Below are 24460 nucleotides of genomic sequence, written 5' to 3'. Positions count from 1 at the left end.
CGGCGGGTCCGCGATTACTGCGCCGAGTAGTTCTCCAGCAGTCGGCGGCCGATGATCATCCGCTGGATATCGGCGGTTCCCTCGCCGATCAGCAGCATGGGCGCCTCCCGGTAGAGCCGCTCGATCTCGAACCCTTTGGCAAAGCCATAGCCGCCGTGGATGCGGAACGCATCCTCGACGACCTCGTGGCAGTACTCCGATGCCAGGTACTTGGCCATTCCCGCCTCCAGGTCGTTGCGCGAGCCGGCGTCCTTGACCCGTGCCGCGCGCACCACCATCTGGTGGGCCGCCTCGACCTTGGTGCCCATCTCGGCAAGTCGGAACAGCACCGCTTGGTGCGAGGCGATCGGCTTGCCGAAGGTCTCCCGGGTCTGGGCGTAGGCCGCACCCAGCTCGAAGGCCCGGTGTGCGACGCCGACGGCGCGGGCCGCGACGTTGACGCGGCCTACCTCGACCCCGTCCATCATCTGATAGAAGCCCCGACCGGGTTCACCGCCGAGCACCTCGTCGGCACTGATCCGGAAGCCGTCGAACAGCATCTCGGTGGTGTCGATGCCCTTGTAGCCCATCTTGTCGATCTTCCCGGGGATGGTCAGACCGGGTGCCACCTCGCCGAAGCCGGGGGTCTTCTCGATCAGGAAGGTGGTCAGATTCTGGTGGGGACTCTTGTGCCCCAATGGAGTCCGGACCAGGACGGCGACGAGGCTCGAAGTTCCACCGTTGGTCAGCCACATCTTTTGGCCGTTGATCACATACTGGTCGCCGTCGAGGGTGGCCGTCGTGGTGATGGCGGCGACGTCGGATCCTAGGGCTGGCTCGGACATGGAGAAGGCGCCGGTGAGTTCCCCGGTCGCCAGTCTCGGGAGATAGCGTGCCTGCTGCTCGGGCGTGCCGTGCTGCCCGATCAGGTGGGCGACGATGAAGTGGGTGTTCACAATCCCCGACACACTCATCCAGCCGCGCGACAGTTCTTCGACGACCAGCGCGTAGGTCAGCAGCGATTCGCCGAGCCCGCCGAACTCCTCGGGGATCATCAGCCCGAAGATCCCCATCGCCTTCATTGTGGCGACGATCTCGGTCGGGTATTCGTCGGCGGCCTCCAGCTCGGTGGCGACCGGCAGGATCTCCGAATCGACGAAGGTGCGTACCGTCCTCAGCATCTCGCGCTGCACGTCGGACAGGTCGGCGGTATCGCAAAGCCTTGTCATGGGTTAGAAACTAATGCATGCGCGATGCAGTGATCTGTGAACCGATCCGAACCCCGGTCGGCCGGTACGGCGGCATGCTCGCCAGTGTCCCGGCCGCCGATCTTGCATCGGCGGTGGTCGCTGAACTCGTTGCCCGCACCGGGATCACCGGCGCCGACATCGACGATGCGGTCTTCGGCCAGTGCTACCCGAATGGCGAGGCGCCGGCGATCGGGCGCGTCGCCGTCCTCGATGCCGGCCTCGACGTCACCGTGCCCGGGATGCAGGTCGACCGCCGGTGCGGTTCCGGCTTGCAGGCGGTGGTCGACGCCGCGATGCGGGTGCAGACTGGGATCTGCGACTTGGTTCTGGCTGGCGGCGCGGAGAGCATGAGCCAGGCCGAGCACTATGCACTGGGGCTGCGGTTCGGGCTTCGCGGTGCCGACACGCAGCTGGCCGACCGGATCAACCGGGGACGGATCACTGCTGGCGGCAAGTTCCACCCGGTCGACGGCGGGATGCTGGAAACAGCGGAGAACCTGCGCGCCGAGTACGGCATCAGCCGTGAGGCCCAAGACCACCTCGCCTACACCTCACACCGCCGTGCCGTGGCCGCGCAGGAAGCGGGAGTCTTCGTCGACGAAATCGTGCCAGTCACGGTGGCCACCCGCAAGGGCGAGGAGAGTCTTGACCGCGACGAACACCCGCGCCCAGACATTTCGCTTGAGGCGTTGGCGGCGCTGTCGCCGGTGCGGCGCAAGGTCGACCCGGAGGCCACGGTGACGGCCGGGACCGCCAGCGGGCAAAACGACGGTGCCGCGGTCTGCATCGTCACGACCATGGCGGAGGCGGCACGGTTGGGTCTGCGGCCGTTGGCCCGTCTGGTCACCTGGGCGGTGGCCGGCGTCGAACCGGCGCGGATGGGCATCGGTCCGGTACCCGCAACGAACACCGCGCTGGACCGGGCTGGGCTGGGGCTGGCCGATCTGGATCTGATCGAGCTGAACGAGGCCTTTGCCGCCCAAGTCCTCGCCTGCACCACCGCCTGGGGGCTGGGCGCCGACGACTTCGATCGCATCAACGTCCACGGCTCCGGCATCTCGCTGGGCCACCCTGTAGGCGCCACCGGCGTGCGCATCCTCGCGACGATGCTGCGCGAGCTGGACCGCCGCGGCGGGCGTTATGCGCTGGAGACGATGTGCATCGGCGGCGGGCAGGGCATTGCCGCAGTCTTCGAGCGGATCGATGGCTGAGCTGGCGCGCCCGCTCGAGGGCATCACCGTCGTCGCGGTTGAACAGGCGATCGCCGCACCGCTGGCGACTCGACATCTCGCCGACCTCGGCGCCCGGGTCATCAAGGTCGAGCAACCCGGGCAGGGTGACACCACCCGTCACTACGATTCGACGGTCCGCGGGATGGCGGCACACTTCGTCTGGCTCAACCACGGCAAGGAGTCCGCGGCGCTCGACCTCACGACCGCGGCCGACCGCGCCCTGTTCGACCGACTGCTCGGTGCGGCCGACGTCTTCGTCGCCAATCTCGCCCCGGGCGCGCTGGATCGCCTGGGGTTGGGCGTCGACGAGGTGGCACGTGCCTATCCCCGGCTGATCGTCGCCGACATCTCCGGGTACGGGAAGGGTGGACCTTACGACCACCGCCGTGCCTACGACCTGCTGGTCCAATCCGAGGGTGGGTCGTGTTCGATCACCGGCACCACCGGGCACCCCGCCAAGTCGGGCATCCCCGTCGCCGACGTCGGCACCGCGTTGTATGTGTACTCGACCGTGCTCGCCGCCCTGTACGAGCGGGAGCGCACCGGCCGCGGGGGGGTCATCGAGGTGGCGATGCTCGACGTGGTCGCCGAATTCATGGGGTTCGCCCTGAACCAGACGATCCACACCGACGTTGCGCCCGAGCCGGTCGGCATGGGGTCGGCGATGGTGGCGCCCTATGGTGCGTATCCGACCGCCGACGGCCAGACCGCGGTGCTCGGCACGACGAATGACCGGGAGTGGCAACGGCTGTGCGCGATGCTGGCGCGACCTGACCTCGCCGAGGACCCGCGGCTCGCGCACAACGGCGACCGGATCTGTCACCGCGACGAGCTCGACGGGGTGCTGGGCGACTGGTGTTCGACGCGCACGCTGGCCCAGATCCAGGCGGCGGCCGACGGAGCCGGGATCGGCAACGCCCGCCTCAACGGGGTCGCCGACCTGGTCGAGCACCCGCAGCTGCGTGCGCGCGGGCGCTGGCGTGATGTTGGTACTCCGGCCGGTCCGGTCCCGGCTCTCAAACCACCGGCGCTGGCACGGCACTGGGATGTCGTCAACGGCGAGGTGCCCGCACTTGGTGCGGACACCGAGCGTTTACGCGCCGAATTCGGTCAGCCCTGAGCGTCATTCCGCCCACCGAGAGAAGAGGCCTCACCATGTCGGCGTCACCACTACCGCTCGATGGCCTGCGGGTCGTCGAGTTCGCCAGTTTTGTGGCTGGCCCGTCGGCGGGGATGACCCTTGCCCAGCTGGGCGCCGAGGTTATCCGGATCGACCCGCTGGGCGGCAACTCCGACTACCGGCGGTGGCCGGTAGATACCGGATCCGAGCACAGCCTCTACTGGACCTCGCTCAACCGCGGGAAGCGGTCGATTGCCGTGGACGTGCGCAGTCCGGCCGGTCAAGAGTTGGTGGTGGCACTGGCCACCGCGCCCGGGCCCGACGCGGGGATCTTCGTGGACAACAACGTCGGGCGTCGGTGGTTGTCGCACGAGGCGCTGGCGGATCGTCGGGCCGACATGATCACGGTGCACGTCGAGGGACATGCCGACGGTCGGGGAGCGGTGGACTACACGGTGAATGCCGCGGTCGGCGTGCCCGAACTCACCGGGCCGCCCGACGCCGGACCGGTCAACCATGTGTTGCCGGCCTGGGATCTCATCGCCGGGCAGAGCGTGACGACGGCCCTGCTGTCGGCGGTCTACCGGCGCCTGCGGACCGGTGCGGGGTCGAAGATCGACGTCGCACTCGCCGACGTCGCCGCGGCTGGGGTGGCCAATCTGGGCTGGCTGACCGAGGTGGTCCAGCGCGGGGATCGGGCGCGCCACGGGAACTATCTGTACGGCAGTTTCGGTGTGGACGCCCTCACCTCCGACGGCGGTCGGGTGTACGTGGTGGCGCTGACCCCGCGACAGTGGCGCAATCTGGTCGAGACCACCGGGACCGCAGCGGCTTGCGCGGCGTTGGCCGAGTCCCTGGCTGCGGATTTCAGCACCGACGAGGGAAGGTATGTCCACCGCGAGGCCATTGCGGCGGTGCTGCGTCCCTGGTTCCAGGCGCGGCCGGCTCAGCAGGTGCACCGGGCGCTGGACGCCGGAGGGGTGCTCTGGGGCCCTTACCGCTCGATGGCGGAGTTTGTCGACGCGGTTCGCGCGGACCCCGCGTCGGCGCCGGTGCTGGCCGAACTCGACCAACCCGGCATCGGGGCGGTGGTCTCGGCGCATGCTCCGATCCGTGTCGACAACGAGTACGCCGGGGTGGCGCCGGCCCGGGAATTGGGCTCCGATACCGACGAGGTGTTGGCCTCGGTGTTGGGGCTCTCGGATGCCGAGCTGGGCAGGCTGCGGGCCGACGGGGTCATCTGAGGCCCGCGGTGTCGCCGGGCTTGACGGCGGCAGGAACGGCCTACGAGCCGAACATGCCCTGGGTGCTGTTGCTGAACTGCGTGCGCAGATCGTTGATTGGGCTGCGGGGGGCAAAAAGAGTGAGCTTGGCGCTCTTGCCGGATGGACACACCACCTGTATGCGATGTTGTCCCGGCGCCAGCGAGCCGGAAACTGGATAGTCCCCTTCCCAACCGGCAGCGATCCCCGAAGAGGAAGCGCCGGAGATCAGCCCGCAACCAGTGTTGCCGCTGGTGTTGATATGGAGCAGCCATCCAGTCCCAGCTGTTCTGATGGAGAGGGTCGGAGCGCCCGCGGCGAGTGATTGGCCGGCCGTGAAGACACTACCGGCGACAGTGATGGTGCTGGCCAAGGCGACGAGCACAGTGCGAGGGGTGGACATGGCTGACTTCTCCTTCGGGTCTGACCCTGGTTGTCGGGTCATCGCCAGCCTGCGCGCCCGGGCGGGGGCGCTCTAGAGTGGTCCACTACTCGACGTGTGAAAGGCCTGGCCGCCGACTCGCTGCGAAGCCCCGTCAGGCGGCGCCGGTTTCACCCGCCGGGTAGCCCGCGAGCATCATCGAGGCGACGGCGCCGAGGGCCGCGGTCCATTCCTCTGACATCTCGGGAGTCCACTGGTCTCCGCCGATCTCAGTCATCGCCGCGACCATACATTCGGCAACCGCGCCATACATCGGCTCGGTGACCCCCATACCTGCATGTCGGGCCCCGAGGGTCCCGAGCGTCGTGGCGAGCCAATCAGCATCGTCGAGATGATCGACGACGGAGACGATGGCCGAGCGCAGCATGGAGGCCTGCTGGCGGGTGTTGCGGGAGAACATCGGCTTCACCTGCGGGTAGCGGTCGAAGAGGATGTCGTAGAAGCGGGCGGTCAGACCGTCATCGGGCAGGTCGACGAGGGTGAGGCTGTGGTGGAGAAGATCTTTGTTCATGGACCAACGATCCAGTGGGGCGGTGACGCCACGATTTCCCGGCCGCTAAACCTCGGTAACCGACTCCGCACGCCGGTCTCATATCGGAAACATCGTTGGGTGTGAATTCGAGTAGTCAACTACTCGCGCCGTCGTCGCGGGGGGATCCTAGCGTGGCCGTTGCCAACCATTTCCCGACAGTGTCGGCAACAGAGGAGATCGAAATGTTACGGATAGCAACTATGACGGGCGCCGTGGCGGCTCTCGCCCTGACCGCGTCGGCCCTGGCGGCTGGTGGGGCCTCGGCGACGTCGACGGGCTACGTCTTCAAGAGCACGAACGGGGGCTTTCAGATCACGATCACGGGCCATACCGACGGGCATGTGCGTTTCAAGGCCGTCAACACGCTGGACCGGGGGTTGAACTGTGGCATCTGGACGGTGAACAAGGATGACCCGGCAAAGAAGGAATCCGGCAAATTCCAACTCCTCAAAGGGACCGAAAGCGCTGGGGTCCTCACCCTGGTGACCTACGGCCTTACGGAAGCCTCGTTTGACTGCATGTCGAATGCGGACAACAGCTTCCCCACCCCGTTCGGCAATCCGGGCGCGCCGAAGTACCACTACCAGTTCACCAAGACGATTCTGGTTCCCAAGCCAGCACAGCCGGCCCCGCCACCGCCGCCGGCACCGAAGCCGCCCAAGAAGGTGCAATACAAGCCATTGAAGATTCAGCACAACCCGACGCCGCCGCCGTCGCAGCGGTCGCCGCTGGACCAGTTCCTCTACGACATGGGCAGCAGTAACTGATTTGCGACCCGCGCTCTGGCCCCGGCACCCAACGGTGTCGGGGCCATCGCGCGTTGCCCGTGGCGCGTTGCCCGTGATGCACCGGCCTTGACCACTACCTCAAGGACGCCTATGGTGACGATGACCGAGCGACCGCTCGGTAACGAAGTGGAGTGAATCAATGCCGGTCGACCTGTCCTATTCAGCCGAGGTGCTCGACCTCGTTGCCCGCACCGAGGCCTTCATCGCGGCGCACGTCCTGCCCGTCGAGGAGGAATTCGCCGGTGACATCACCGCCGCCGGCGGCGACGATCTGCGGCGCGAGCTCAACGCCAAGGCCAAGGCGGCCGGGGTCTTCGCCCCGCACGCCCCGGTCGAGTACGGCGGGCTCGGGTTGAGCATGTCGGACCGCTCGCCGGTCTTCTCCGCCGCCGGCCTGTCGACCTTTGGGCCGGCCGCCCTGCACATCGGTGCCCCCGACGAGGGCAATGTCCACATGCTCGCCCACATCGCGAGCGACGCCCAGCGCGACAAGTACCTCGGGCCGCTTGCGACCGGCGAGGTCCGCAGCGCCTTCGCGATGACCGAGCCCGCGCCTAGCGGCGCCGGTGCCGATCCAAATCAGCTCTCCACGACGGCGACCCGCGTCGGCGGCGGGTGGCGCATCAACGGGCGCAAACGCTTCATCACCGGCGCCGAGGGGGCCGGGTTCTTCATCATCATGGCCCGGACGGCGGGAGGGGTCGGCGACCGCGGTGGCGCCACCATGTTCCTTGCGCCCGGCGGCACTGCCGGGATCTCGGTGGACCGACACGTGGAAACCATCGACAAGGCGATGATCGGCGGGCACTGCGAGATGACCTTCACCGACGTCTTCGTCCCCGACGAAGACGTCCTCGGCGAGGTCGACGAGGGATACCGCTACGCCCAGGTCCGCCTCGGCCCGGCGCGGATGACCCATGTCATGCGCTGGCTGGGATCGGCACAACGTGCGCATCGCGTCGCTGTCGACTACGTGCGCGAGCGCGACGGCTTCGGCGGCAAGCTCGCCGACCTCGGCATGATCCAACAGCTGATCGCCGACAACGAGATCGACTTGGCGGCAACCCAAGCGCTACTCGCCCGCGCTTGCTACGAGCTCGACCAGGGCGAGCATGCGTCCGATTCCACGTCGATCGCCAAGACCTATGGCGCCGAGGCCTTCTCGCGAATCGTCGACCGGTCGATCCAGATGTGTGGTGGCCTGGGCGTCTCCGCCGATCTGCCGCTGGCACGGCTGGCCAATGAGCTCCGCCCGTTCCGGATCTACGACGGGCCCTCCGAGGTGCACCGGTGGGCGATCGCCAAGCGCGCGGTCGGCCGGGCCCGCAAAGCCGCTGAGCGGAAAGGCTGACCGATGGCCGATCATCCCGGTCTCAACGGGCAGGACCTGCGAAACCTCTTGTCTGCCAACGGCGTCGACGTCGTCGGCGAATTGCAGATTGACCTCATCAGTGGCGGCCGATCCAATCTGACCTTCGATGTCCGCGACGATGAGCACCATTGGGTCGCGCGCCGTCCTCCGATGGGGGGACTCACCCCGTCCGCGCACGACATGGAGCGCGAATGGGCGGTGACCTCGGCGCTGGCAGGTACTGCAGTCCCGGTCGCGCCGACCGTGGCCATCGACCGCGACGGCACCCATATCGGTGCGCCGTGCACCGTCGTAGAGTTCGTCGACGGTCTGGTGATCCGATCGGTCGAGGACCTGGCGGTCTGGACCGACGACCAGGTCGGCGCCAACTTCGGTGCGCTGGTGAAGACTTTGGCTGACCTACACGCCGTCGACTACAACGCCATCGGCCTCGGGGACTTCGGCCGCCCGGAGGGATTCGCCGGCCGCCAGGTCAAATTGTGGGCGCGCCAGTGGGGTTTGGTGAAGACCCGCGAACTGCCCGACGTGGACCGCCTCGTCGCCAAGCTCACCGACCGCGTCCCCGCTGACGCGCGCAGCACGATCGTCCACGGCGACTTCCGCGTCGACAACACCATCATCGACCGAGAGGACCCGGCACGGGTCAAGGCCGTGGTCGACTGGGAGATGGCCGCCCTGGGCGACCCGCTCACCGACGCGGCGCTGATGTGCATCTACCGGCAGCCGGTGTTTGCGACCGTGTTGGGTTTCGAAGCTGCCTGGACCAGCGATCGCTATCCGAGCGCCGACGAGATGGCCCAGGCTTATGCGACGGCGACCGGTGCCGACCTCGGCGACTGGGACTTCTACCTGGGTCTGGCAAATCTGAAACTCGGGGTGATTGCCGAGGGCATCACCCACCGGGCGCTGCTCGGTGGATCGTCGGGTGCCGAGGGCGCCGAGCGCGCCGCCGAGGCCACCGCTTCCTTCATCGCCACCGGACTCAGCCGGGTCTCCTAGGGGGCTTGCCGGGTCAGTGGACTGGAGACCACTTGTCCCACATCGCCGCGACGTGGCGCACGTCGGTACCGCAGCACCCGCCGACGATCCGGAGCGCCGGTAGTGCTGCGGCCAGCGACCGGAGGTCCGCGGCCAGACCGTCGATCTCGCCCTCGTCCAAGCTCGACGCCTCGTCTAGTTCGGCGTGGCTCATGTGCGAGGCGTTGACGCGCAGCCCGGCGATCCGCCGGGTCCAGCCCGCATCGGCGTCAATACCCGGGGCAATGTGATCGGGGTGGGCGCAGTTGACCAAAACGTGTGCGGCGGCGGATCCGGTCGCGTTGTCGAGAGAGTTGATCACCTCGCTGAGTGTGGAGCCGTCAGGGAGGTGCCCGTTGGTTTCCACCGTGAAGGACACCGCGACGGGGATGTTGACGTCGGCCGCTGCCCGAACGATGCCGACTGCCTCGGCGAGCGTCGACAAAGTGTACGCCGTCACGAAGTCTGCGCCGGCTTCGGCGAACGAGGCTAGTTGCACCCGGTGGTATTCGGTCGCTTCATCGACCGCCTGATCGCTCGGCCGGTAGCCGTCGCCGCGTGGTCCGATCACTCCTGCGACAAGGACGTCGGCGACGTCGGTCAGATCGCGGGCAACGGATCGCATCCACGTGATCGCCTCGCTGTTGACGCGCCGCAACTCGTCGGCGCCGTAGCCCAGACGGGCGCCCCAGTCGGCGTTCGCACGCCATGTCGGTGTCTCCAGGATCAGGCCGGCATCGGCCTTTGCTGCCACCCGCGCGTAGTCACGGTAGTACGACTCGAGCTCGCTGCGACCGGACCGATCCTCAAGTAGGGGGAAGGCCGCGAAGTCGGGCAGGTCGATTCCTCGATGGAAGATCAGATCGGTCTCTAGGCCGCCGTCGGTGACCCAGCCGTGGGAGATTTCGGGTAGTTGCCAGGCAGTTGTGTCCATGATCGCCCTTCGATCTAATCAGACTAAGTGGTCTAGACTGATCAGTCTGTTATAGCAGACCAGTAAGTCTGGTACAAGTGGTGGTATGCCCCGCGATGGGTCTGCGACCCGAATCCGCATTCTCGACGCCGCCGAGCGACTCGTGATCGACAGCGGTTACGCCGCGACTTCGATCGACCAAGTCATCGCCGCGGCGGGGTCTTCCAAGGGTTCGTTCTTCCACCACTTTTCCTCCAAGGCCGACCTAGCCGAACAGCTGGTACGGCGCTACGCCGAAGCCGATGTCGGGGTACTGCAAGAGGGGCTAGACGTGGTCGCCGGAATCGACGACCCGAGGGCACGGCTCCTGGCATTCATGGCGCACTTCGAGGACCATGCCGACGAGGTGATGGGCTCCCAGTCGAGTTGTCTGTACGTCGCCGTGCTCACCGAGCGACAGTTAGTCGGCTCCGATACCGCAGTTCCGATCCTCGGCGCCGTACGGGCTTGGCGACAGGCTGTCGCCGATTTGCTGCGGGGCGCGTTGGGGGATTCCGACCACGACGTCGACGCGCTGGCCGACCATCTGTTCGTCACGTTCGAGGGCGCCTTCATTCTGTGCCGCGCAACCGGGGACCCGGGTCATATGCGGCGGCAGCTTTCGGCGGTGCGCGTCCTTTACGAGGCGCTGACGAGTCAATCCAGATCTGAGTAGCGATTGCGAGGATCGGCTTGGCTAGCGGAACGTCGCGATCCCGCCGTCGCGGTCGGTCAAATGGAGGTGCTCGTTGATCGAGAGGATCGTGACGCCTTGGCGCCCGACGAGGGTCTTGGTGATGGACGCGTTCATCATCGAGCGGGCCAGTGCGGGCCACTGGTCTACGCCGATGCCCAGGTGCTGGGCCAGCCATAGTGTGATCGACCCGGCCGAGGACACGACGAGGACGTTCTTGCCCGAACCCGCCTGCGCGACGGCGCGTCGACCGGCGTCGGCGACGCGCGCCGCGTACGCGGCGAAGGGTACGGCCGCGTCGAGTTCGCCGCGCACCCAGGCCGCCAGTGCTCCGTCGAGGGACTGCTGGAATGTGCGGCCGTCGGCAAGCTGGTCCGCGGTCGGGGCACCCAGCAGCCCGGCCAGGTCGTATTCGTCCCATCCGTCGTCGACCGTCGCGGCGGGCGCGTCGTCGAAGGCCTGCAGGATCCCGCCCAGGGTTTGGCGCTGACGGGTCAAACTTCCACTGATCGTGGAGGTGAACCCCGCGACCACCCCGGCGAGGGTCTGCCCGGTCAAGAGGGCCTGCTGGTCGCCGATCGGGGTTAGGCTGCCGGGCTCACTGCCCCCCTGTTCGTCGGTCGCGCCGTATGCCGACGCTTGCGCCTGGCCGTGCCGTACGAGGTAAAGGGAGCCCATGGGGCCAGGGTAGTGGTGAGTTGCACCACGTTGGGCCCCGGAGGTGGGCTCTTGATCTTGCACCCCCACGTCGACGCTGCTAGCTTGGCGAACATGTCGTCGCCTGCGCACCGCGCCCCGGAGGTCACCTACGTGACCACCGCTTTGGGCTGCCGTCTGCCGCTCGCGCGAATGCTGTGTTGTTGCCGAATGCGCTGATCGTTCTATCCCAGTGCCCCCTAGCCCGGGCCTTCCCGCATTCCCCGCCGACTGTCGATGAGCGTTGTCGTGTCGGCCAACACACCAGGACCCACCATGACCAGCATTCTGGATCGACCCGCCACAACCACCCCCACCCGTCTCGTTCCCAGCCCCCGGGTACCGCACACCCGGTCGCCGCGCCCGGTGGGCGTACCGTTGCCCGCCCGGCATCACCTCGACCACACCCACATCAGCACTCCCAACCTGGCACTGTCGGATAAGCCCGCCGCCCAGGTGCTGCGGGTGATCCGGCAGGCCGCCCCGGTCTTCCGCGACGAGATCGCCGATGCCACCGGACTATCCACGTCGACGGTTAACCGCCAGGTCGGTGCGCTGGTGAAGGCCGGGCTCGTCCGCGAACGCGGCGATCTCGCCCCGGCGGGTGCGGTAGGCCGGCCGCGACTGCCGGTGGAGATAGCGGTCGCCGAGCATCTGACCATCGGTGTGCACATCGGCTATAAGGTCACCTCGATCACCGCGCACGACCTGTTGCACCGCGTCGTCGGATCCATCACAGTCCCGACACCGGCTGAGGCGGGGGCGGAGAATGCGCTGACCTCGCTGGCCCACACCGTCGCGGGCTTCACCTCGCGGTGGCGCAACCGCGACATCCGCTGGGTGGGTATCGCCCTCGGCGGCCGGGTATACGAGGGTGGCAATGTCGACCATCCGCGGTTGGGATGGTCGCAGGCGCCCGTCGGCCAGGTCTTTGCCGAGATTCTCGGCTACCCGGTCTCGGTGGCGTCGCATGTCGAGGCCATGGCAGACGCCGAACTCGTCGCCAACCCGACTCAGCGGGGCAGTTTCCTCTACTTCTATGCGCGCGAGATGGTTGGTATTGCCTTCAGCGTCGACGGTTCGGTGCACACCCCGAGCGCCGGGCCGCCGGTCATCGGACATTTCCCAATCGGTGCCACGACCCTGCTGGACCCGCACCGCACCGGCCAACTCGAGGCCGCGACCAGCGATACCGGTATCGTCGCGGCGGCGCGGGCGGCAGGCCTGGGCATCACCGACATCGCCGACGTACACGAGGCGGCCCGCGACGGCAACGAGGTAGCCCGCGACATCCTGGTCGAACGCGCCGAGGTGCTCGGCCGCGCGGTGGCCCTTATCGCAGACATCTTCAACCCCGACCACGTGGTGCTCGGCGGTCAGGCCTTCACCGATGCGCCGCAGACACTGCCGGTCGTCGCCAAGGTCATCCGTGACACCAGCGTCACCGCCAAGCGCGACGTCCGGGTCTCGCGGGCCGGGGTGAGCGTGCAGCAGCAGGCCGCCGGCGCGGTCTCCCTTGATGCGCTCTACAGCGACCCCCTCGGCGCCATCGCGATTACCGCGTAGCCGGGGGTCAGTCAGTCGTGCGGCGGTAGTACATCACGATCGCGATCGGCGCGAAGATCACGGTGAGGCTCACCGACCAGATGATGGTGGCAAGCACCGGGTGTTGCAACGGCCATGGTGCGTCCACAGGAGCCGCCGGACCGTTGCCCCACAACACGCGCATCGCCTGAACCAGGGCGGAAATCGGATTCCACTCGGCAATCGCGCGCAACCACGACGGCATCGGTGCAGTCGGCACGAAGGCGTTGGATAGGAAAGTCACCGGGAACAATGTGGTGAACATGAAGCCATTCACCGCTTCGGTGGTCTTGAGCCACGACCCGACAATCAGTCCGAACCAGATCATGGCGAATCCGAACAGCAGGATGAGCGCAAAGGCGAGGAGGGTTTCGCCGATGGAGTTGCGCATCCGCCACCCGATTGCCAAGCCGGTCACCGCCATGACCACGATGCCGATTGAGGAGTGGAGGACCGCGGCGATGGAGCGGCCGATGATCACTGAGGACTGGTGAATGGGTAGGGCCCGGAATCGATCGATGATGCCCTTGTCTAGATCTGCGGTGATCCCGTTGGCGACGATGAAGGCGGTGAACGCGATTGTCTGGCCCATGATCCCCGGCAGGAGGAACTCCTTGTAGTTACTGCCCGGCACCGCGATCGAAGAGCCGAAAACGAAGGCGAACAACAGCACGAACATGATCGGCTGGAAGGTCACATCCGCCAGCATCTCGGGCATGCGTTTGGTGTGGATCAGATTGCGCTTCACCATGATCCAGGACTGGCGCCACAGGCTGGTGGGTGAGGTTTCTACCAGGGTGGTCATTGGGCAGGCTCCTGTTGGGCGGTGTCGGATTCAGTGCGGTGACCGGTAAGGGAGAGGAAGACGTCGTCGAGGCTGGGCCGGGCCAGGCCCAAGTCGTCGACGGCGATGCCGGATTCGTCGAGCAATGTGGCTGCGGCCGTCAAATCACCCAGGCCGGTGGCCGGGGCGGTCACCCGGCGGGCGTTCTCCTCGACGAAGACCTCGCCACCGGCGCGCCGCAGGACCTCCGCGGCGGCGGTGAGATCTGCGGCGTCGGACACGGTGAGGACTAGGCTTGCGGCCCCAGCCCGCTGTTTGAGCTGCATCGCGGTGCCGTGCTCGATGATCCGCCCGCGGTCGACAACGACGATGTCGTCGGCCAGTTGGTCGGCTTCCTCCAGGTACTGGGTGGTGAGCAACAGGGTCGTGCCGTCGTTGACGAGTCCCCGGAGCACATCCCACAACTCATTTCGGCTGCGCGGGTCGAGTCCGGTCGTCGGCTCGTCGAGGAAGAGTACCGGTGGTGCGGCCAAGAGGCTGACCGCAAGGTCGAGGCGTCGGCGCATTCCGCCCGAGTAGTCTTTGACCGGCTTGTTGGCGGCCTCGGTTAGGGAGAATTGTTCGAGCAGTTGATCACTCCGGGCGGCCAACGCGCGGCGGCCAATCCCGTAGAGGCCACCGATCATTGCGAGATTCTCGCGTCCGGTGAGAATCTCGTCGACCGTGGCGGCCTGCCCGGTCAGCCCCATGCTGCGGCGCACCTCGTCGGGGTGTGTGCGGACGTCGTATCCGGCGACGTAGGCGGTACCGCTGGTCGGTTTCGACAGCGTTGTCATCATCCGGACCGTCGTGGTCTTGCCGGCGCCGTTGGGGCCCAGCAGACCCAGCACGGTGCCGCGGGGTACGTGAAAGCTGATGCCGTCGACGGCGGTGAAATCGCCGAATCGTTTGACGAGATCGACGGCCTCGATCGCATACTCGGGGTTGGGCGTGGTCATGGGATCCGACGATAGGCGATCGGTCGGACAACCGCCTATCAGTTTTTGCCGTCGGCAACCAGAACTTCACCCGCCGCTGGGACCAAGGCCCCAGCCGCCGGGCTCGTCAGTGCTGCTCAGTCCCGTGCCGGTCGCGCTTGGGTCAGCGTCGACGCCTTCAACCGACGGTATCCGCGGACCGACAGGGTCGGGATCGGGCGGATCCGCAAGCCTTGCCCTTCGTCGCGGCCGATGGCCTCGGCCAGTGCCGCGTCGATCAGGGTCGTGCCCGGTCGCGCTGAGCCGCACAGGCGCGAGGCGATGTTGACCGGCTCGCCGAATACGTCACCGTGCCGGTTGAGGATCTCACCGTAGGCGAGTCCGATGCGCAACGGGGGCACGGGGTCGACGTCGGCGACTTCCTCTTGGATCTGCACGGCGGTCGAGGCGGCCGACGCGACGTCGGTGTTGGTGAACAACACGGCATCGCCCAGCGTTTTGACGACTTGCCCGCCGTGGGCGGTGATGACCGCGTGGACGCGGTTCTCGAAGGCCTCGAGGAGTACTTCGAGGTCGGGAAGGTCGATGCGACGCGACAGGCTGGTGAACCCGACGATGTCGGCGAACCCGACGACCTCGGTGGTGCGGACCCCGGCGAGCCGCTGCGACTCGGCCGCCGTCGGATCCACCTGGGCGACGTCGCGTTCGAGGGCTGCTTCCAGGTGCCGCCGCCACACCATCGTTTGGATGGTGCTCATCGCGCGGGCCATGTCGTCGATCGACCAGGTGATGGCGGGGTTGCGGTCGAGGTCGAGCAACATGTCGGCTTGCCAATCGGCCAACCGGGCGGCGCTCTGCCCGATTGCGCGGGCGGTTGCGACCTGCTCGTCGTCGGGGATCACCCGTGAGGCGACGACGAACAACCGCAGGGCGTCCAGGTCGTGCTGGCTGAAGATCTTGGCGTCGGTCTGCCGACGGGCGAAGCCGAACGCATTCCACAGCCGGTCAACCTGTTCGGGCGAAACTCCCAGTACCGCAGTCAGTTCGGCTCGGCTATAGCGCTGCTCGTCGGTCATGGGTCCACGCTCGCGACTTCGCCCAGCAGCACGCCGCGCATCAGATAGGCCATCTGGGAACCGAACTCGGGACGGGAGGTGCCGCGGCGCAGCCGCACGGCGTCATTGACGATCGAGAGCGCCGCGTGCACGCCCACGCCGGCCTCGGCGGCTGGGACGGCCTCGGCGGCGGCGAGCAGCTCGATCCACCGCGCCACGTAGCGGCGCTGGCTGTCAAGCAGTGCGACCGCGGCCGGGTCGGTGGCCAAGGCGGGCGAGTTGTTGAACGACACCGACAGGTCGGGGGTCGCGGTGATGGCGGTGACGTAGGAGTCGACCAAGCCCGTCAGCAGTGCCGCCGGGTCGTCGGGCTGGGTGCCCGCCGCGCCGTAGACGGCGATCACCCCGGCCTCCAATCGGGCGGCGCTGCGCTGGCCGATCCCGACGAGGATCGCCGCCTTCGACGAGAAGTGGTTGTAGACGCTCGGCCCGCTGATTCCGACGGCGGCACCGATCTCGTCGACTCCGACGTCGGCGTAGCCGCGCTCGGCGAAGAGCTGTGAGGCCGCGTCGAGGATCTCGTCGCGGCGGGTCGTCGACGGTGAGCTCGGGACCGCGAACGGCCGGGGTGGTGCCTGCGCGGGGCGCAGACTGAGCAGTCGTAGGGCGCGGTCGGTGAGTTCGTCGAGTTCTCGGGCTGCCGAAAGCCGCCTGCTGTGCACGGTGCCCGAACCGGCGACGCTGAGCAGGGCCCAGGTCAATTGGGACCGCTCCCAATCGGCCAGGTCGGCGTCACCGAAGAGGGCATCGGACCACCGGCGCAGGACCGCGCGGGTGCGCAGCGCGACCTCCCGGTTCTGGGCGTCGCTGAGGTAGGCGCCGGTCCACCGCCACAGCGACGCGGAGTCGGGCCGCTTGGTGATCGCCTCAATCAGCTTTCGGGTGGTTTGTGCCCGTGTGCCGGGAGTGGCCAGGGCGCGATCGGTGCAGATCTCCAGGTCGTCCACGCCGGAGAGGACGGCCGCGCCGAGCAGGTCACGTTTGTCGGTGAAGTGTCGGTACAGCGATGGCGCTGTCACGCCTGCGGCCCGGGCGATGTCGGCCATCGCGACATGCGGATAGCCACGCTCGACGAAGAGCGCGGCGGCATGTTCGATGAGCTGGCGACGACGATCGGCCGGTCGGCTCATGCGGGCGGATTGGACAGACATGGTGAACTGACCATAGCCCAAGATTGCATTCCGGTGAACCTATTGACCACCTGCTATAGCCAAATAAGTTATTGGGCGTTAGTCTGGCGTCGTAACCAACGATGGTTCGTGTGAAAGGAACATCCGTGCCTGAACAAGCATTCATCTACGAGGCGGTCCGCACGCCTCGTGGCAAGCAGCGCGGTGGCGCGCTGCACAGCGTCAAGCCGATCGACCTCGTGTCGGGACTGATCAACCAGCTGTTGGCCCGTCACGGCGGCCTCGACCCGGCCGACGTTAATGACGTCGTTTTGGGCGTCGTCTCCCCGGTCGGCGAGCAGGGCGCTGTGATCGCCCGTACTGCCGCACTGGTCTCGGGTCTGCCCGAGACGGTCCCCGGTACCCAGATCAACCGCTTCTGCGCCTCGGGCCTGGAGGCCTGCAACCTGGCCGCGGCCAAGGTCGCCTCCGGCTTCGACGACCTGGTCCTCGCCGGTGGCGTCGAGTCGATGTCGCGCGTGCCGATGGGCAGCGACGGTGGTGCGTTGTTCATGGACCCGGCCACCGCCTACGACAACTACATCGCCCCGCAGGGCATCGGCGCCGACCTGATCGCCACCATCGAAGGCTTCTCCCGCGACGACGTCGACGCGTTTGCCGCCGAGTCGCAGGCCCGCGCCGCAAAGGCATGGGAATCGGGCTACTTCGCCAAGTCGGTGCTTCCGGTGACTGACATCAACGGTGTTGTGGTGCTCGACCGGGACGAGCACATGCGCCCGGGCACCACCGCTGAACAGCTGGGCAAGCTCAAGCCCGCCTTCCAGGGGCTGGCCGACATGGCCGGCTTCGATGACGTGATCATGCAGAAGTACCCGAATGTCGAGAAGGTCAACCACGTCCACACCGGTGGCAACAGCTCCGGCATCGTCGACGGATCCGGCCTGGTGCTGATCGGTTCCGAGGAAGCCGGCAAGCGCAACGGACTCGCGCCTCGGGGCCGCATCGTCTCCTACGCCGAGATCGGTTCGGAGCCGGCGATCATGCTCACCGGTCCGACCCCGGCCACCGAGTTGGCCCTGAAGAAGGCTGGGTTGACCACCGAGGACATTGATGTCTACGAGCTCAACGAGGCCTTCGCGTCGGTCGTCATGAAGTGGATGAAGGACCTCAACATCCCGCACGAGAAGGTCAACGTCAACGGTGGCGCGATCGCGATGGGCCACCCGCTTGGTGCGACCGGCGCCATGATCCTGGGCACCTGCCTCGACGAGTTGGAGCGCACCGGCGGCCGCTACGGCCTGGTGACCCTGTGCATCGGCGGCGGCATGGGCGTCGCGACCGTCATCGAGCGCCTCTAAGCGCAGAAAGAGACTTGGAAATTCAATGAGCGAGAACATGTTCAACTGGGAGCAGGACGCCGATGGCGTCGTCATCCTGACGATGGACGACCCCAACCAGGGCGCCAACACGATGAACGACCTGTTCGTCAGTTCCATCGCGGCCACCGTGGACCGCCTTGAGGCCGAGAAGGACGACATCACCGGTGTCATCCTGACCTCGGCGAAGAAGACCTTCTTCGCCGGCGGCGACCTCAAGGACATGAGCGCCGACCGCCCCAAGGATGTCACCAAGGCGGAGATCGCCACCGCGATCACCGAGCGGGCCAACGGCATGAAGGCCGTCATGCGCCGGCTGGAGACGTTGGGCAAGCCGGTAGTCGCCGCCATCAACGGTGCCGCCCTCGGCGGTGGCCTGGAGATCGCGCTGCACTGCCATTACCGCATCGCTGCTGACGTCAAGGGCAACAAGATCGGCCTGCCCGAGGTCACCCTCGGCCTGCTCCCCGGCGGCGGCGGCGTGGTCCGCACCGTGCGTCTGCTCGGCATGCAGAACGCGCTGATGGGCGTGTTGCTGCAGGGCACCCAGTTCACTCCGGCCAAGGCCAAGGACACCGGCCTGGTCAACGAGGTCGTCGGTTCGGTGGAGGAGCTGATCCCGGCCGCGAAGAAGTGGATTGCTGCCAACCCGGAGGCCCAGCAGCCCTTCGACGTGAAGGGTTACAAGATCCCGGGCGGTGCGCCCACCAACCCGGCGGTCGCCGCCAATCTGCCAGCTTTCCCGGCGCTGCTGCGCAAGCAGATCAAGGGTGCCAACATGCCGGCCCCGCGCGCGATCCTCGCCGCGGCTATCGAGGGTGCCTACGTCGACGTGGACACCGCCGACCTCATCGAGACGCGCTACTTCGTCTCGCTGGTCACCGGCCAGGTTGCGCAGAACATGATCAAGTCGTTCTTCTTCGACCTGCAGCACATCAACGGCGGCGGGTCGCGGCCGAAGGGCTTCGACAAGCACACCGTCAAGAAGGTTGGCGTCATCGGCGCGGGCATGATGGGTGCGGCGATCGCCTACGTCTCGGCCAAGGCCGGCATGGAGGTCGTGCTCAAGGACATCGACATCGATGCTGCCAACAAGGGCAAGGACTACTCGGTCAAGCTGGAGGAGAAGGCGCTCTCGCGTGGGAAGACCACCGAGGAGAAGTCCAAGGCACTGCTGGATCGGATTCATCCGACGGTGGACGCGGCTGACTTCGCCGGTGTCGACTTCGTCATCGAGGCGGCCTTCGAGTCGGTCGAGGTGAAGAACAAGGTGTTCCAGGAGATCGAGGACATCGTCGAGCCGGATGCCGTGCTTGGCTCCAACACCTCGACCCTGCCGATCACCATCCTCGCCGAGGGTGTGAAGCGGTCCGAGGACTTCATCGGGATCCACTTCTTCTCCCCGGTCGACAAGATGCCGCTGGTCGAGATCATTAAGGGTGAGAAGACCTCCGACGCCGTGCTGGCCAAGGTCATCGACTACACCCTGGCGATCCGCAAGACCCCGATCGTCGTCAACGACAGCCGCGGGTTCTTCACCAGCCGAGTCATCGGCACCTTCATCAACGAGGCTGTCGCGGCCGTCGGCGAGGGCATCGAACCGGCATTCATCGAGCAAGCGGGCACCCAGGCCGGCTACCCGGCCGCACCGCTGCAGCTGATGGACGAGCTGACCCTGACCCTGCCGCAGAAGATCCGCAAGGAGACCGAGGCGGCAGCCAAGGCGGCCGGTGTTGAGTTCCCGCACCACGGGTCCTACGACGTCATCGACTGGATGGTGGAGCAGGGACGCACCGCCAAGAAGGACGGCAAGGGGTTCTACGACTACACCGACGGCAAGCGCGGCCTGCTGTGGCCGGGGCTGCGTGAGCACTTCAAGTCCGGTTCCAAGGTGATCCCGCTGGAGGACATGAAGGAGCGGATGCTCTTCGCCGAGGCGTTGGAGACGGTGAAGTGCTTCGACGAGGGTGTGCTCACCTCGGTGGAGGACGCCAACATCGGCTCGATCTTCGGTATCGGTTTCCCGGCCTGGACCGGTGGTGTGGTCCAGTACGTCAACCAGTACGAGGGTGGCGTTGCGGGCTTCGTGGAGCGGGCCAAGGAGCTGGCCGCGAAGTACGGTTCGCATTTCGAGCCGCCGGCCTCGCTGGTCGAGAAGGCGCAGAAGGGTGAGAAGCTCACCAACGAGACGCTGACCAAGGTCAACGCCTAGTCGGTCGGCATACCCGGTAGTACGAGACAAGCCCCACACCGAAATGGTGTGGGGCTTGTCTCGTCTAGCGGGTTCGCCGCAGCAGCGGCCTTTGATTCGTGGGGGTCAGCCGCTCGCGGTGACAGTTGGGCCCCCTTCGCCGCCTCCGTTACCGCCCCCGCCGCCGCGGGGCCTACGGGGTGCGCTAGGGCCGTTCATGCGCACTGTGCGCGAGCAGTCGAAGGTGTCTTGGCGGAGGTTCCACCACTTGGGCTTCTGCCGGCAGAGGCGGAAGTCCGCGAAGCGGGCTCCCCAGCCCATGCTCCAGACGTTGCGTCGACTGCCGAAGCGTTCTTTCTCGCCGAATGCCGCGATCGTCTTCCAGCTCTGGAGCTTGTCGGCGCTGTAGCGATTCTCGTCGCGCTGTTGCAGGACGACGCGGTAGATCCCGCCGTAGCGGGTGGTGTAATACCAGCCGCTGTTGGCTGTAGTGCCCACTAGCCAGAACTCGGCTTGTCCGGAGCGTTCTTGCACAGGGCCATACCACTGCATCGGTGCGGCGTGCGTGACGGCCGTGGTCACGGATCCGCCGGTGGCCACCGCAGTACCGATGGCCGTGGCAGCCAGGAGTTGTTTGATTCTCATCGGGGAGGTTCCTTTCTGCTGGTAATGCGTTCCGACCCGCCTATAGTGCGCCTATTTGAGGATTCAAGGATTAAAGTTGGCGAATTTCGGTCCGCGACGGCGTGAAACTCCGATTGTCCGATTCGCCGCTCGTGTCGGCGCTGGATGGGCGAACCGTCTTGGCGGTGCTGGCCACCGGTCCCGCTGGCGCCGATCGCCGACACACCGGTCCTTCCTGCAGGCTTACAACCACGATCGCGGCCACGCCCCCTCACCTCGGCGACCGTGTATCCAGCCTGGCGGTCAGTACACCTAGTCGGTCGCGCAGCCCGGTAGTACGAGACAAGCCCCACACCGAAATGGTGTGGGGCTTGTCGCGGCTAGTGGGGTTCGCGCAACCTACTCGCCGCCGCCGTTTCCGCCTCCGCCGCGGCGACGGCGCTTCCGGCGGGCGGGGATGGGGGTGGCCCAAGCGATTCTGCTGGTCTTGGTTCTGGCTTTCATGTCGAGCCTTGCTGTGCGGTGCCAATGCTCGCCGCTGAGTCCGATCCTAGAACTATTTGCACAATCATACACCGAATTGGTCAATATCGGATTCCTGATCCTGAACATCGTTCGGCTGGGTGTTCGGGCCAGCTCGGAGCGTCCTAACCCGCTTGATGGGCGTAGGCCGTGCAGGTGGCGTACTCGCCGATCTTCCTATCCGGCGCGGGACTGGGCTTTCGGGTATCGACGACCTTTCCGCCGATCTTGGTCTGACAGCCCGGGTACCACAGGTTCGATGTACCGCCACCGGTGCGGTAGGTCACGCCGCGCTGGACGTAGACGCGCAAGTAGAAGGTCGCGTTGTTGGTGGGGGCCAACGCGGTCTTGCGCAGCGGAGAGGCTCCGGTGACGGTGGTTATCGCACCGTCGTCCCAGCCGTACCCCACCTTGACCGGGCCGCCGTAGCCGGATCCATATTCGGTCGCCTGGTCGAATGCGGCCGGCATCCAGGCTGTGAAACTTACTGCCGGGCGAAGGTACGGTGGCTTGATCTTGGGGCAATGTGGGCACGGAGCCCGCTTGAGATTTCCATAGTCGGGTCGAGCCTGGCTTGGGGCGGGAGTCGCAACCCCGAGCAGTCCGAGAATGGCGGCGAAGAGCGCCGCGAGCAACAACCGTGTTCTTAGATACATGACCATGGCCTTTCAACTCCGGGGAACGTCCGCCTGCCTGGGGGCGGCGTGCTCAAAACGCTACGGCTGGTTCCGTGTCCGGGGATGAGTAGCGGACTACCCGACTTGGCCCCTGTCGGATGAACCCACCCCCGCCGCCCCGATGGGTGTCGGATTTGTCGGAATAGCCCGATACAGTGCTTTGGGTGGACCGACGGCACTTTCTTGCGACGTTGGCGGCGGGGACCGCTGGCCTGTTGACCGGTTGTGCGGACAGAACCACCGGCATCGGGGTGTCCAGCGGGACGGCCGTACCGCCGTCGGACACACCACCGTCAACCACTCCGCCGCCGCGGCTGCCGCTGGCAGGCCCGCTGCCGTCGACCCGTGTTCGCCTGCCGGCGGAAACGATCACCGCGCTGCCGGGAACCGGCCGGGCGTTGGCGCTCACCATCGATGACGGCGCGAGTTCGGAAGTCGTCGGCGCCTACTGCCAATTCGCCAAGGACACCGGGGCGCGGTTCACGTTCTTTGTCACCGGTCAGTTCGACGCATGGCGGGACAACCGCGCCGCGCTCGTCCCGCTCGTGGAATCAGGCCAGGTGCAACTGGGCAACCACAGTTGGAGCCATCCCGACCTCACATCACTGACTGCACGGGGATGCGCCGACGAGTTGACCCGGACCAAGCGCTTCCTGCGCAATACCTACGGTGTTGATGGCACTCCTTACTACCGCCCGCCTTTCGGCTACCGGAACGCGCAGGTCGACGCGGTCGCCGCCAGCCTGGGCTATACGATGCCCACGCTATGGGATGGCTCCCTGTCCGATTCGGGACTGGTCACCGAGAAGTTTCTGATCGGCGCCGCCCGCAGGTACTTTCGGCCACAGCGAATCGTGATCGGCCACGCCAACGATGATCCGGTCACGCGCGTGTACGACCATTTCACGACGATCATCCGGCAGCGCCGACTGCAGATGGTCACGCTCGACGACTACTTCGCTCCGCGCTGATCACGGCGACCAGACAGAGGGCCGTCATCACGGTCGCCGCGGTCGCCGCGATGGCGACCAGCGACGTCACCGAGTCGGCCCACCCGAGAATGGCCACGGCCTCGAGAGCGGTGCAGGCCCAGACCGCCAGCCCGATGGTCGTCCGCCGGACTGCGATCACGGCCAGGAGGAGCAGCGCGAGCAGGGACAGCACCGCGCCGGTGGCGGCGAACAGCCACAGGATCCCGGTCAGCGGCCGGTACTCCTCGCCGACGATTCGGGGGACGAGGGGGGACAGCACCCAGGTCCCGACGACGGTGACGGCGCCGATGCCAGCCACCACGCCTAGTGCCATCCGCAGCGAACGGGAGTCGCGTTCGGGCGCGGCGAGGCGCGGATAGACGACCGTGCCAATCGCCTGGGGCAACCAGAAGGCGGCCTTCGTCGCCACCGCGCCGAGGGCGTAGACGCCAGCGTCGGTGGCCGAGAGCACCACGCGGGCCAGCAGCAGGTCCAGCGATACCGCCACCAGCAGCGCCAACTGGACCTGGGAGGCGGCCAGCACGCTCCCTACCCCGGCACCGCTGCTGAAAGTGTTCCCCTGGTGGGCATCGGGGGGAACACTTCCCTTGGCGGTATCGGAGGGGGAGATTCTCAGCAGACTCCAGGCCACACCCGCCGCGGCGAGAGTCCCCAACGCCCCGGCCCAGAGTGCGCCGGTCGCCGCCGCCCCTAGTCCCAGCGCCACGATGATCGGTCCCGACCGCAGTAGGCCGACCAGGCCCAACAACCATCCGAGGCGGTGGAACTGGCCGCGCCCTTGCAGGAAACCCTGGGCGGCGGCGGTCACCGTGATCAGCGGAGCCATCACCAGGCCAGCAGCCGCTGCGGACATCGGTATCCGGGTGAGCGGCACCAGCACGACGCCGGCCACCAGGGAAAACATCGCCACCAGGGCTGCCGCCCGCAGCCCCAAGGTGGTCAGCCCCGGCCGGCCCCGCACCACCTCGCGTGCGATCACCGCCTGCACCGCCATCGACGGCGCGGCCGCGATGACCATCGCCGCCATGACCACGCCGAAGACCCCATAGTCGACCGCGCCCAGGGCGCGACTGGCCGGCAGCGCCACCAGGTAGGCCGCGATATTGGCGACCATCGCCCCGACAGTCACCGCTCCAACTGAGCGCACGAGCC

At 66.9% G+C, this 24460-nt stretch carries 23 protein-coding genes; 11 read left to right on the top strand and 12 right to left on the bottom strand.

Annotation, left to right across the window (positions count from 1 at the left end):
- Positions 1-14: 14 nt before the first annotated feature.
- Positions 15-1208, bottom strand: coding sequence for an acyl-CoA dehydrogenase family protein (locus nbrcactino_RS00560; RefSeq protein WP_161925596.1), 1194 nt, complete (start codon positions 1206-1208; stop codon positions 15-17).
- Between the two features lie 17 nt (positions 1209-1225).
- Here nbrcactino_RS00560 and nbrcactino_RS00555 point away from each other — a divergent pair, with 17 nt between their 5' ends.
- Genes nbrcactino_RS00555 through nbrcactino_RS00545 form a run of 3 tightly spaced genes read left to right on the top strand, consistent with a single transcriptional unit; the run spans position 1226 to position 4825 of the window.
- Complete coding sequence (locus nbrcactino_RS00555; protein WP_161925595.1) at positions 1226-2440, top strand: acetyl-CoA C-acetyltransferase; 1215 nt, start codon at positions 1226-1228, stop codon at positions 2438-2440.
- Positions 2433-3581: a CaiB/BaiF CoA transferase family protein gene (locus tag nbrcactino_RS00550; RefSeq protein WP_161925594.1), complete on the top strand. Its 1149-nt coding sequence runs from the start codon at positions 2433-2435 to the stop codon at positions 3579-3581. The genes nbrcactino_RS00555 and nbrcactino_RS00550 overlap by 8 nt, the downstream gene beginning before the upstream one ends.
- Before the next feature lie 35 nt (positions 3582-3616).
- The gene (locus nbrcactino_RS00545) at positions 3617-4825 is read left to right on the top strand and encodes a CoA transferase (protein ID WP_161925593.1); all 1209 of its coding nucleotides are present in this window, start codon (positions 3617-3619) and stop codon (positions 4823-4825) included.
- A 40-nt stretch (positions 4826-4865) separates the two neighbouring features.
- Here the strand turns inward: nbrcactino_RS00545 and nbrcactino_RS00540 are convergent, their stop codons facing one another.
- Together nbrcactino_RS00540 and nbrcactino_RS00535 are read right to left on the bottom strand one after the other, a co-directional pair.
- Positions 4866-5216, bottom strand: a complete 351-nt coding sequence (locus tag nbrcactino_RS00540) for a hypothetical protein (protein ID WP_161925592.1) — start codon at positions 5214-5216, stop codon at positions 4866-4868.
- A 163-nt stretch (positions 5217-5379) separates the two neighbouring features.
- A complete protein-coding gene (locus tag nbrcactino_RS00535) occupies positions 5380-5796 on the bottom strand; it encodes a globin domain-containing protein (protein ID WP_161925591.1) in 417 nt (138 codons plus the stop codon).
- Positions 5797-5948: 152 nt separating this feature from the next.
- On the opposite strand from nbrcactino_RS00535, the gene nbrcactino_RS00530 reads away from it, so the two are divergent.
- From nbrcactino_RS00530 to nbrcactino_RS00520, 3 genes are all read left to right on the top strand, one after another.
- Positions 5949-6584, top strand: a complete 636-nt coding sequence (locus tag nbrcactino_RS00530) for a hypothetical protein (protein ID WP_161925590.1) — start codon at positions 5949-5951, stop codon at positions 6582-6584.
- 160 nt (positions 6585-6744) lie between these two features.
- Positions 6745-7956: an acyl-CoA dehydrogenase family protein gene (locus nbrcactino_RS00525; protein WP_161925589.1), complete on the top strand. Its 1212-nt coding sequence runs from the start codon at positions 6745-6747 to the stop codon at positions 7954-7956.
- 3 nt (positions 7957-7959) lie between these two features.
- On the top strand, positions 7960-8976 hold the full coding sequence (locus tag nbrcactino_RS00520; RefSeq protein ID WP_161925588.1) for a phosphotransferase family protein: 1017 nt from the start codon (positions 7960-7962) through the stop codon (positions 8974-8976).
- Between the two features lie 13 nt (positions 8977-8989).
- Here nbrcactino_RS00520 and nbrcactino_RS00515 read toward each other — a convergent pair whose 3' ends face one another.
- The gene (locus nbrcactino_RS00515; RefSeq protein ID WP_161925587.1) at positions 8990-9928 is read right to left on the bottom strand and encodes a homocysteine S-methyltransferase family protein; all 939 of its coding nucleotides are present in this window, start codon (positions 9926-9928) and stop codon (positions 8990-8992) included.
- 85 nt (positions 9929-10013) lie between these two features.
- On the opposite strand from nbrcactino_RS00515, the gene nbrcactino_RS00510 reads away from it, so the two are divergent.
- The gene (locus nbrcactino_RS00510) at positions 10014-10622 is read left to right on the top strand and encodes a TetR/AcrR family transcriptional regulator (RefSeq protein ID WP_228460593.1); all 609 of its coding nucleotides are present in this window, start codon (positions 10014-10016) and stop codon (positions 10620-10622) included.
- A 21-nt stretch (positions 10623-10643) separates the two neighbouring features.
- Here the strand turns inward: nbrcactino_RS00510 and nbrcactino_RS00505 are convergent, their stop codons facing one another.
- The gene (locus tag nbrcactino_RS00505) at positions 10644-11318 is read right to left on the bottom strand and encodes a histidine phosphatase family protein (protein ID WP_161925585.1); all 675 of its coding nucleotides are present in this window, start codon (positions 11316-11318) and stop codon (positions 10644-10646) included.
- Between the two features lie 294 nt (positions 11319-11612).
- Between nbrcactino_RS00505 and nbrcactino_RS00500 the strand changes: the two genes are divergently transcribed.
- Positions 11613-12902, top strand: coding sequence for an ROK family transcriptional regulator (locus nbrcactino_RS00500; protein WP_161925584.1), 1290 nt, complete (start codon positions 11613-11615; stop codon positions 12900-12902).
- Between the two features lie 7 nt (positions 12903-12909).
- Here the strand turns inward: nbrcactino_RS00500 and nbrcactino_RS00495 are convergent, their stop codons facing one another.
- The 4 genes from nbrcactino_RS00495 to nbrcactino_RS00480 form a co-directional block, all read right to left on the bottom strand.
- A complete protein-coding gene (locus nbrcactino_RS00495) occupies positions 12910-13725 on the bottom strand; it encodes an ABC transporter permease (RefSeq protein WP_161925583.1) in 816 nt (271 codons plus the stop codon).
- Complete coding sequence (locus nbrcactino_RS00490) at positions 13722-14702, bottom strand: ATP-binding cassette domain-containing protein (protein WP_161925582.1); 981 nt, start codon at positions 14700-14702, stop codon at positions 13722-13724. Before nbrcactino_RS00490 ends, nbrcactino_RS00495 begins: the two co-directional genes overlap by 4 nt.
- Positions 14703-14818: 116 nt before the next feature.
- A complete protein-coding gene (locus nbrcactino_RS00485) occupies positions 14819-15757 on the bottom strand; it encodes an adenylate/guanylate cyclase domain-containing protein (RefSeq protein ID WP_161925581.1) in 939 nt (312 codons plus the stop codon).
- Positions 15754-16926 carry a TetR/AcrR family transcriptional regulator gene (locus nbrcactino_RS00480; protein ID WP_228460592.1) on the bottom strand — a complete coding sequence of 391 codons (1173 nt, stop codon included), beginning with the start codon at positions 16924-16926 and terminating at the stop codon, positions 15754-15756. Before nbrcactino_RS00480 ends, nbrcactino_RS00485 begins: the two co-directional genes overlap by 4 nt.
- A 146-nt stretch (positions 16927-17072) precedes the next feature.
- Here nbrcactino_RS00480 and nbrcactino_RS00475 point away from each other — a divergent pair, with 146 nt between their 5' ends.
- Positions 17073-18284, top strand: a complete 1212-nt coding sequence (locus nbrcactino_RS00475; protein ID WP_161925579.1) for an acetyl-CoA C-acetyltransferase — start codon at positions 17073-17075, stop codon at positions 18282-18284.
- A gap of 25 nt (positions 18285-18309) precedes the next feature.
- Positions 18310-20514, top strand: a complete 2205-nt coding sequence (locus tag nbrcactino_RS00470; protein ID WP_161925578.1) for a 3-hydroxyacyl-CoA dehydrogenase NAD-binding domain-containing protein — start codon at positions 18310-18312, stop codon at positions 20512-20514.
- A gap of 105 nt (positions 20515-20619) precedes the next feature.
- Here the strand turns inward: nbrcactino_RS00470 and nbrcactino_RS00465 are convergent, their stop codons facing one another.
- Together nbrcactino_RS00465 and nbrcactino_RS00460 are read right to left on the bottom strand one after the other, a co-directional pair.
- Positions 20620-21138: a hypothetical protein gene (locus nbrcactino_RS00465; RefSeq protein WP_161925577.1), complete on the bottom strand. Its 519-nt coding sequence runs from the start codon at positions 21136-21138 to the stop codon at positions 20620-20622.
- Positions 21139-21764: 626 nt separating this feature from the next.
- Positions 21765-22109 (bottom strand): hypothetical protein, encoded by a 345-nt coding sequence (locus nbrcactino_RS00460; RefSeq protein WP_161925576.1) that lies wholly within the window; start codon positions 22107-22109, stop codon positions 21765-21767.
- 371 nt (positions 22110-22480) lie between these two features.
- Here nbrcactino_RS00460 and nbrcactino_RS00455 point away from each other — a divergent pair, with 371 nt between their 5' ends.
- Positions 22481-23287, top strand: coding sequence for a polysaccharide deacetylase family protein (locus tag nbrcactino_RS00455; protein WP_161925575.1), 807 nt, complete (start codon positions 22481-22483; stop codon positions 23285-23287).
- Here nbrcactino_RS00455 and nbrcactino_RS00450 read toward each other — a convergent pair.
- Complete coding sequence (locus nbrcactino_RS00450; protein WP_228460591.1) at positions 23256-24437, bottom strand: polysaccharide biosynthesis protein; 1182 nt, start codon at positions 24435-24437, stop codon at positions 23256-23258. The genes nbrcactino_RS00455 and nbrcactino_RS00450 overlap by 32 nt on opposite strands.
- Positions 24438-24460 lie beyond the last annotated feature (23 nt).

Origin of the sequence: Gordonia crocea, assembly GCF_009932435.1 — a bacterium.
GTDB lineage: Bacteria > Actinomycetota > Actinomycetes > Mycobacteriales > Mycobacteriaceae > Gordonia > Gordonia crocea.
Note: the sequence above shows the minus strand (reverse complement) of the source record. Positions and strands in the feature narration are given on the sequence as shown.

Coding starts and splice junctions, on each gene's coding strand:
- nbrcactino_RS00545 (WP_161925593.1), top strand. CDS start 3,617: ATGTCGGCGTCACCACTACCGCTCGATGGCCTGCGGGTCGTCGAGTTC.
- nbrcactino_RS00560 (WP_161925596.1), bottom strand. CDS start 1,208: ATGACAAGGCTTTGCGATACCGCCGACCTGTCCGACGTGCAGCGCGAG.
- nbrcactino_RS00535 (WP_161925591.1), bottom strand. CDS start 5,796: ATGAACAAAGATCTTCTCCACCACAGCCTCACCCTCGTCGACCTGCCC.
- nbrcactino_RS00490 (WP_161925582.1), bottom strand. CDS start 14,702: ATGACCACGCCCAACCCCGAGTATGCGATCGAGGCCGTCGATCTCGTC.
- nbrcactino_RS00485 (WP_161925581.1), bottom strand. CDS start 15,757: ATGACCGACGAGCAGCGCTATAGCCGAGCCGAACTGACTGCGGTACTG.
- nbrcactino_RS00555 (WP_161925595.1), top strand. CDS start 1,226: ATGCGCGATGCAGTGATCTGTGAACCGATCCGAACCCCGGTCGGCCGG.
- nbrcactino_RS00525 (WP_161925589.1), top strand. CDS start 6,745: ATGCCGGTCGACCTGTCCTATTCAGCCGAGGTGCTCGACCTCGTTGCC.
- nbrcactino_RS00510 (WP_228460593.1), top strand. CDS start 10,014: ATGCCCCGCGATGGGTCTGCGACCCGAATCCGCATTCTCGACGCCGCC.
- nbrcactino_RS00515 (WP_161925587.1), bottom strand. CDS start 9,928: ATGGACACAACTGCCTGGCAACTACCCGAAATCTCCCACGGCTGGGTC.
- nbrcactino_RS00520 (WP_161925588.1), top strand. CDS start 7,960: ATGGCCGATCATCCCGGTCTCAACGGGCAGGACCTGCGAAACCTCTTG.
- nbrcactino_RS00465 (WP_161925577.1), bottom strand. CDS start 21,138: ATGAGAATCAAACAACTCCTGGCTGCCACGGCCATCGGTACTGCGGTG.
- nbrcactino_RS00550 (WP_161925594.1), top strand. CDS start 2,433: ATGGCTGAGCTGGCGCGCCCGCTCGAGGGCATCACCGTCGTCGCGGTT.
- nbrcactino_RS00500 (WP_161925584.1), top strand. CDS start 11,613: ATGACCAGCATTCTGGATCGACCCGCCACAACCACCCCCACCCGTCTC.
- nbrcactino_RS00495 (WP_161925583.1), bottom strand. CDS start 13,725: ATGACCACCCTGGTAGAAACCTCACCCACCAGCCTGTGGCGCCAGTCC.
- nbrcactino_RS00505 (WP_161925585.1), bottom strand. CDS start 11,318: ATGGGCTCCCTTTACCTCGTACGGCACGGCCAGGCGCAAGCGTCGGCA.
- nbrcactino_RS00460 (WP_161925576.1), bottom strand. CDS start 22,109: ATGCCGGCCGCATTCGACCAGGCGACCGAATATGGATCCGGCTACGGC.
- nbrcactino_RS00480 (WP_228460592.1), bottom strand. CDS start 16,926: ATGAGCCGACCGGCCGATCGTCGTCGCCAGCTCATCGAACATGCCGCC.
- nbrcactino_RS00470 (WP_161925578.1), top strand. CDS start 18,310: ATGAGCGAGAACATGTTCAACTGGGAGCAGGACGCCGATGGCGTCGTC.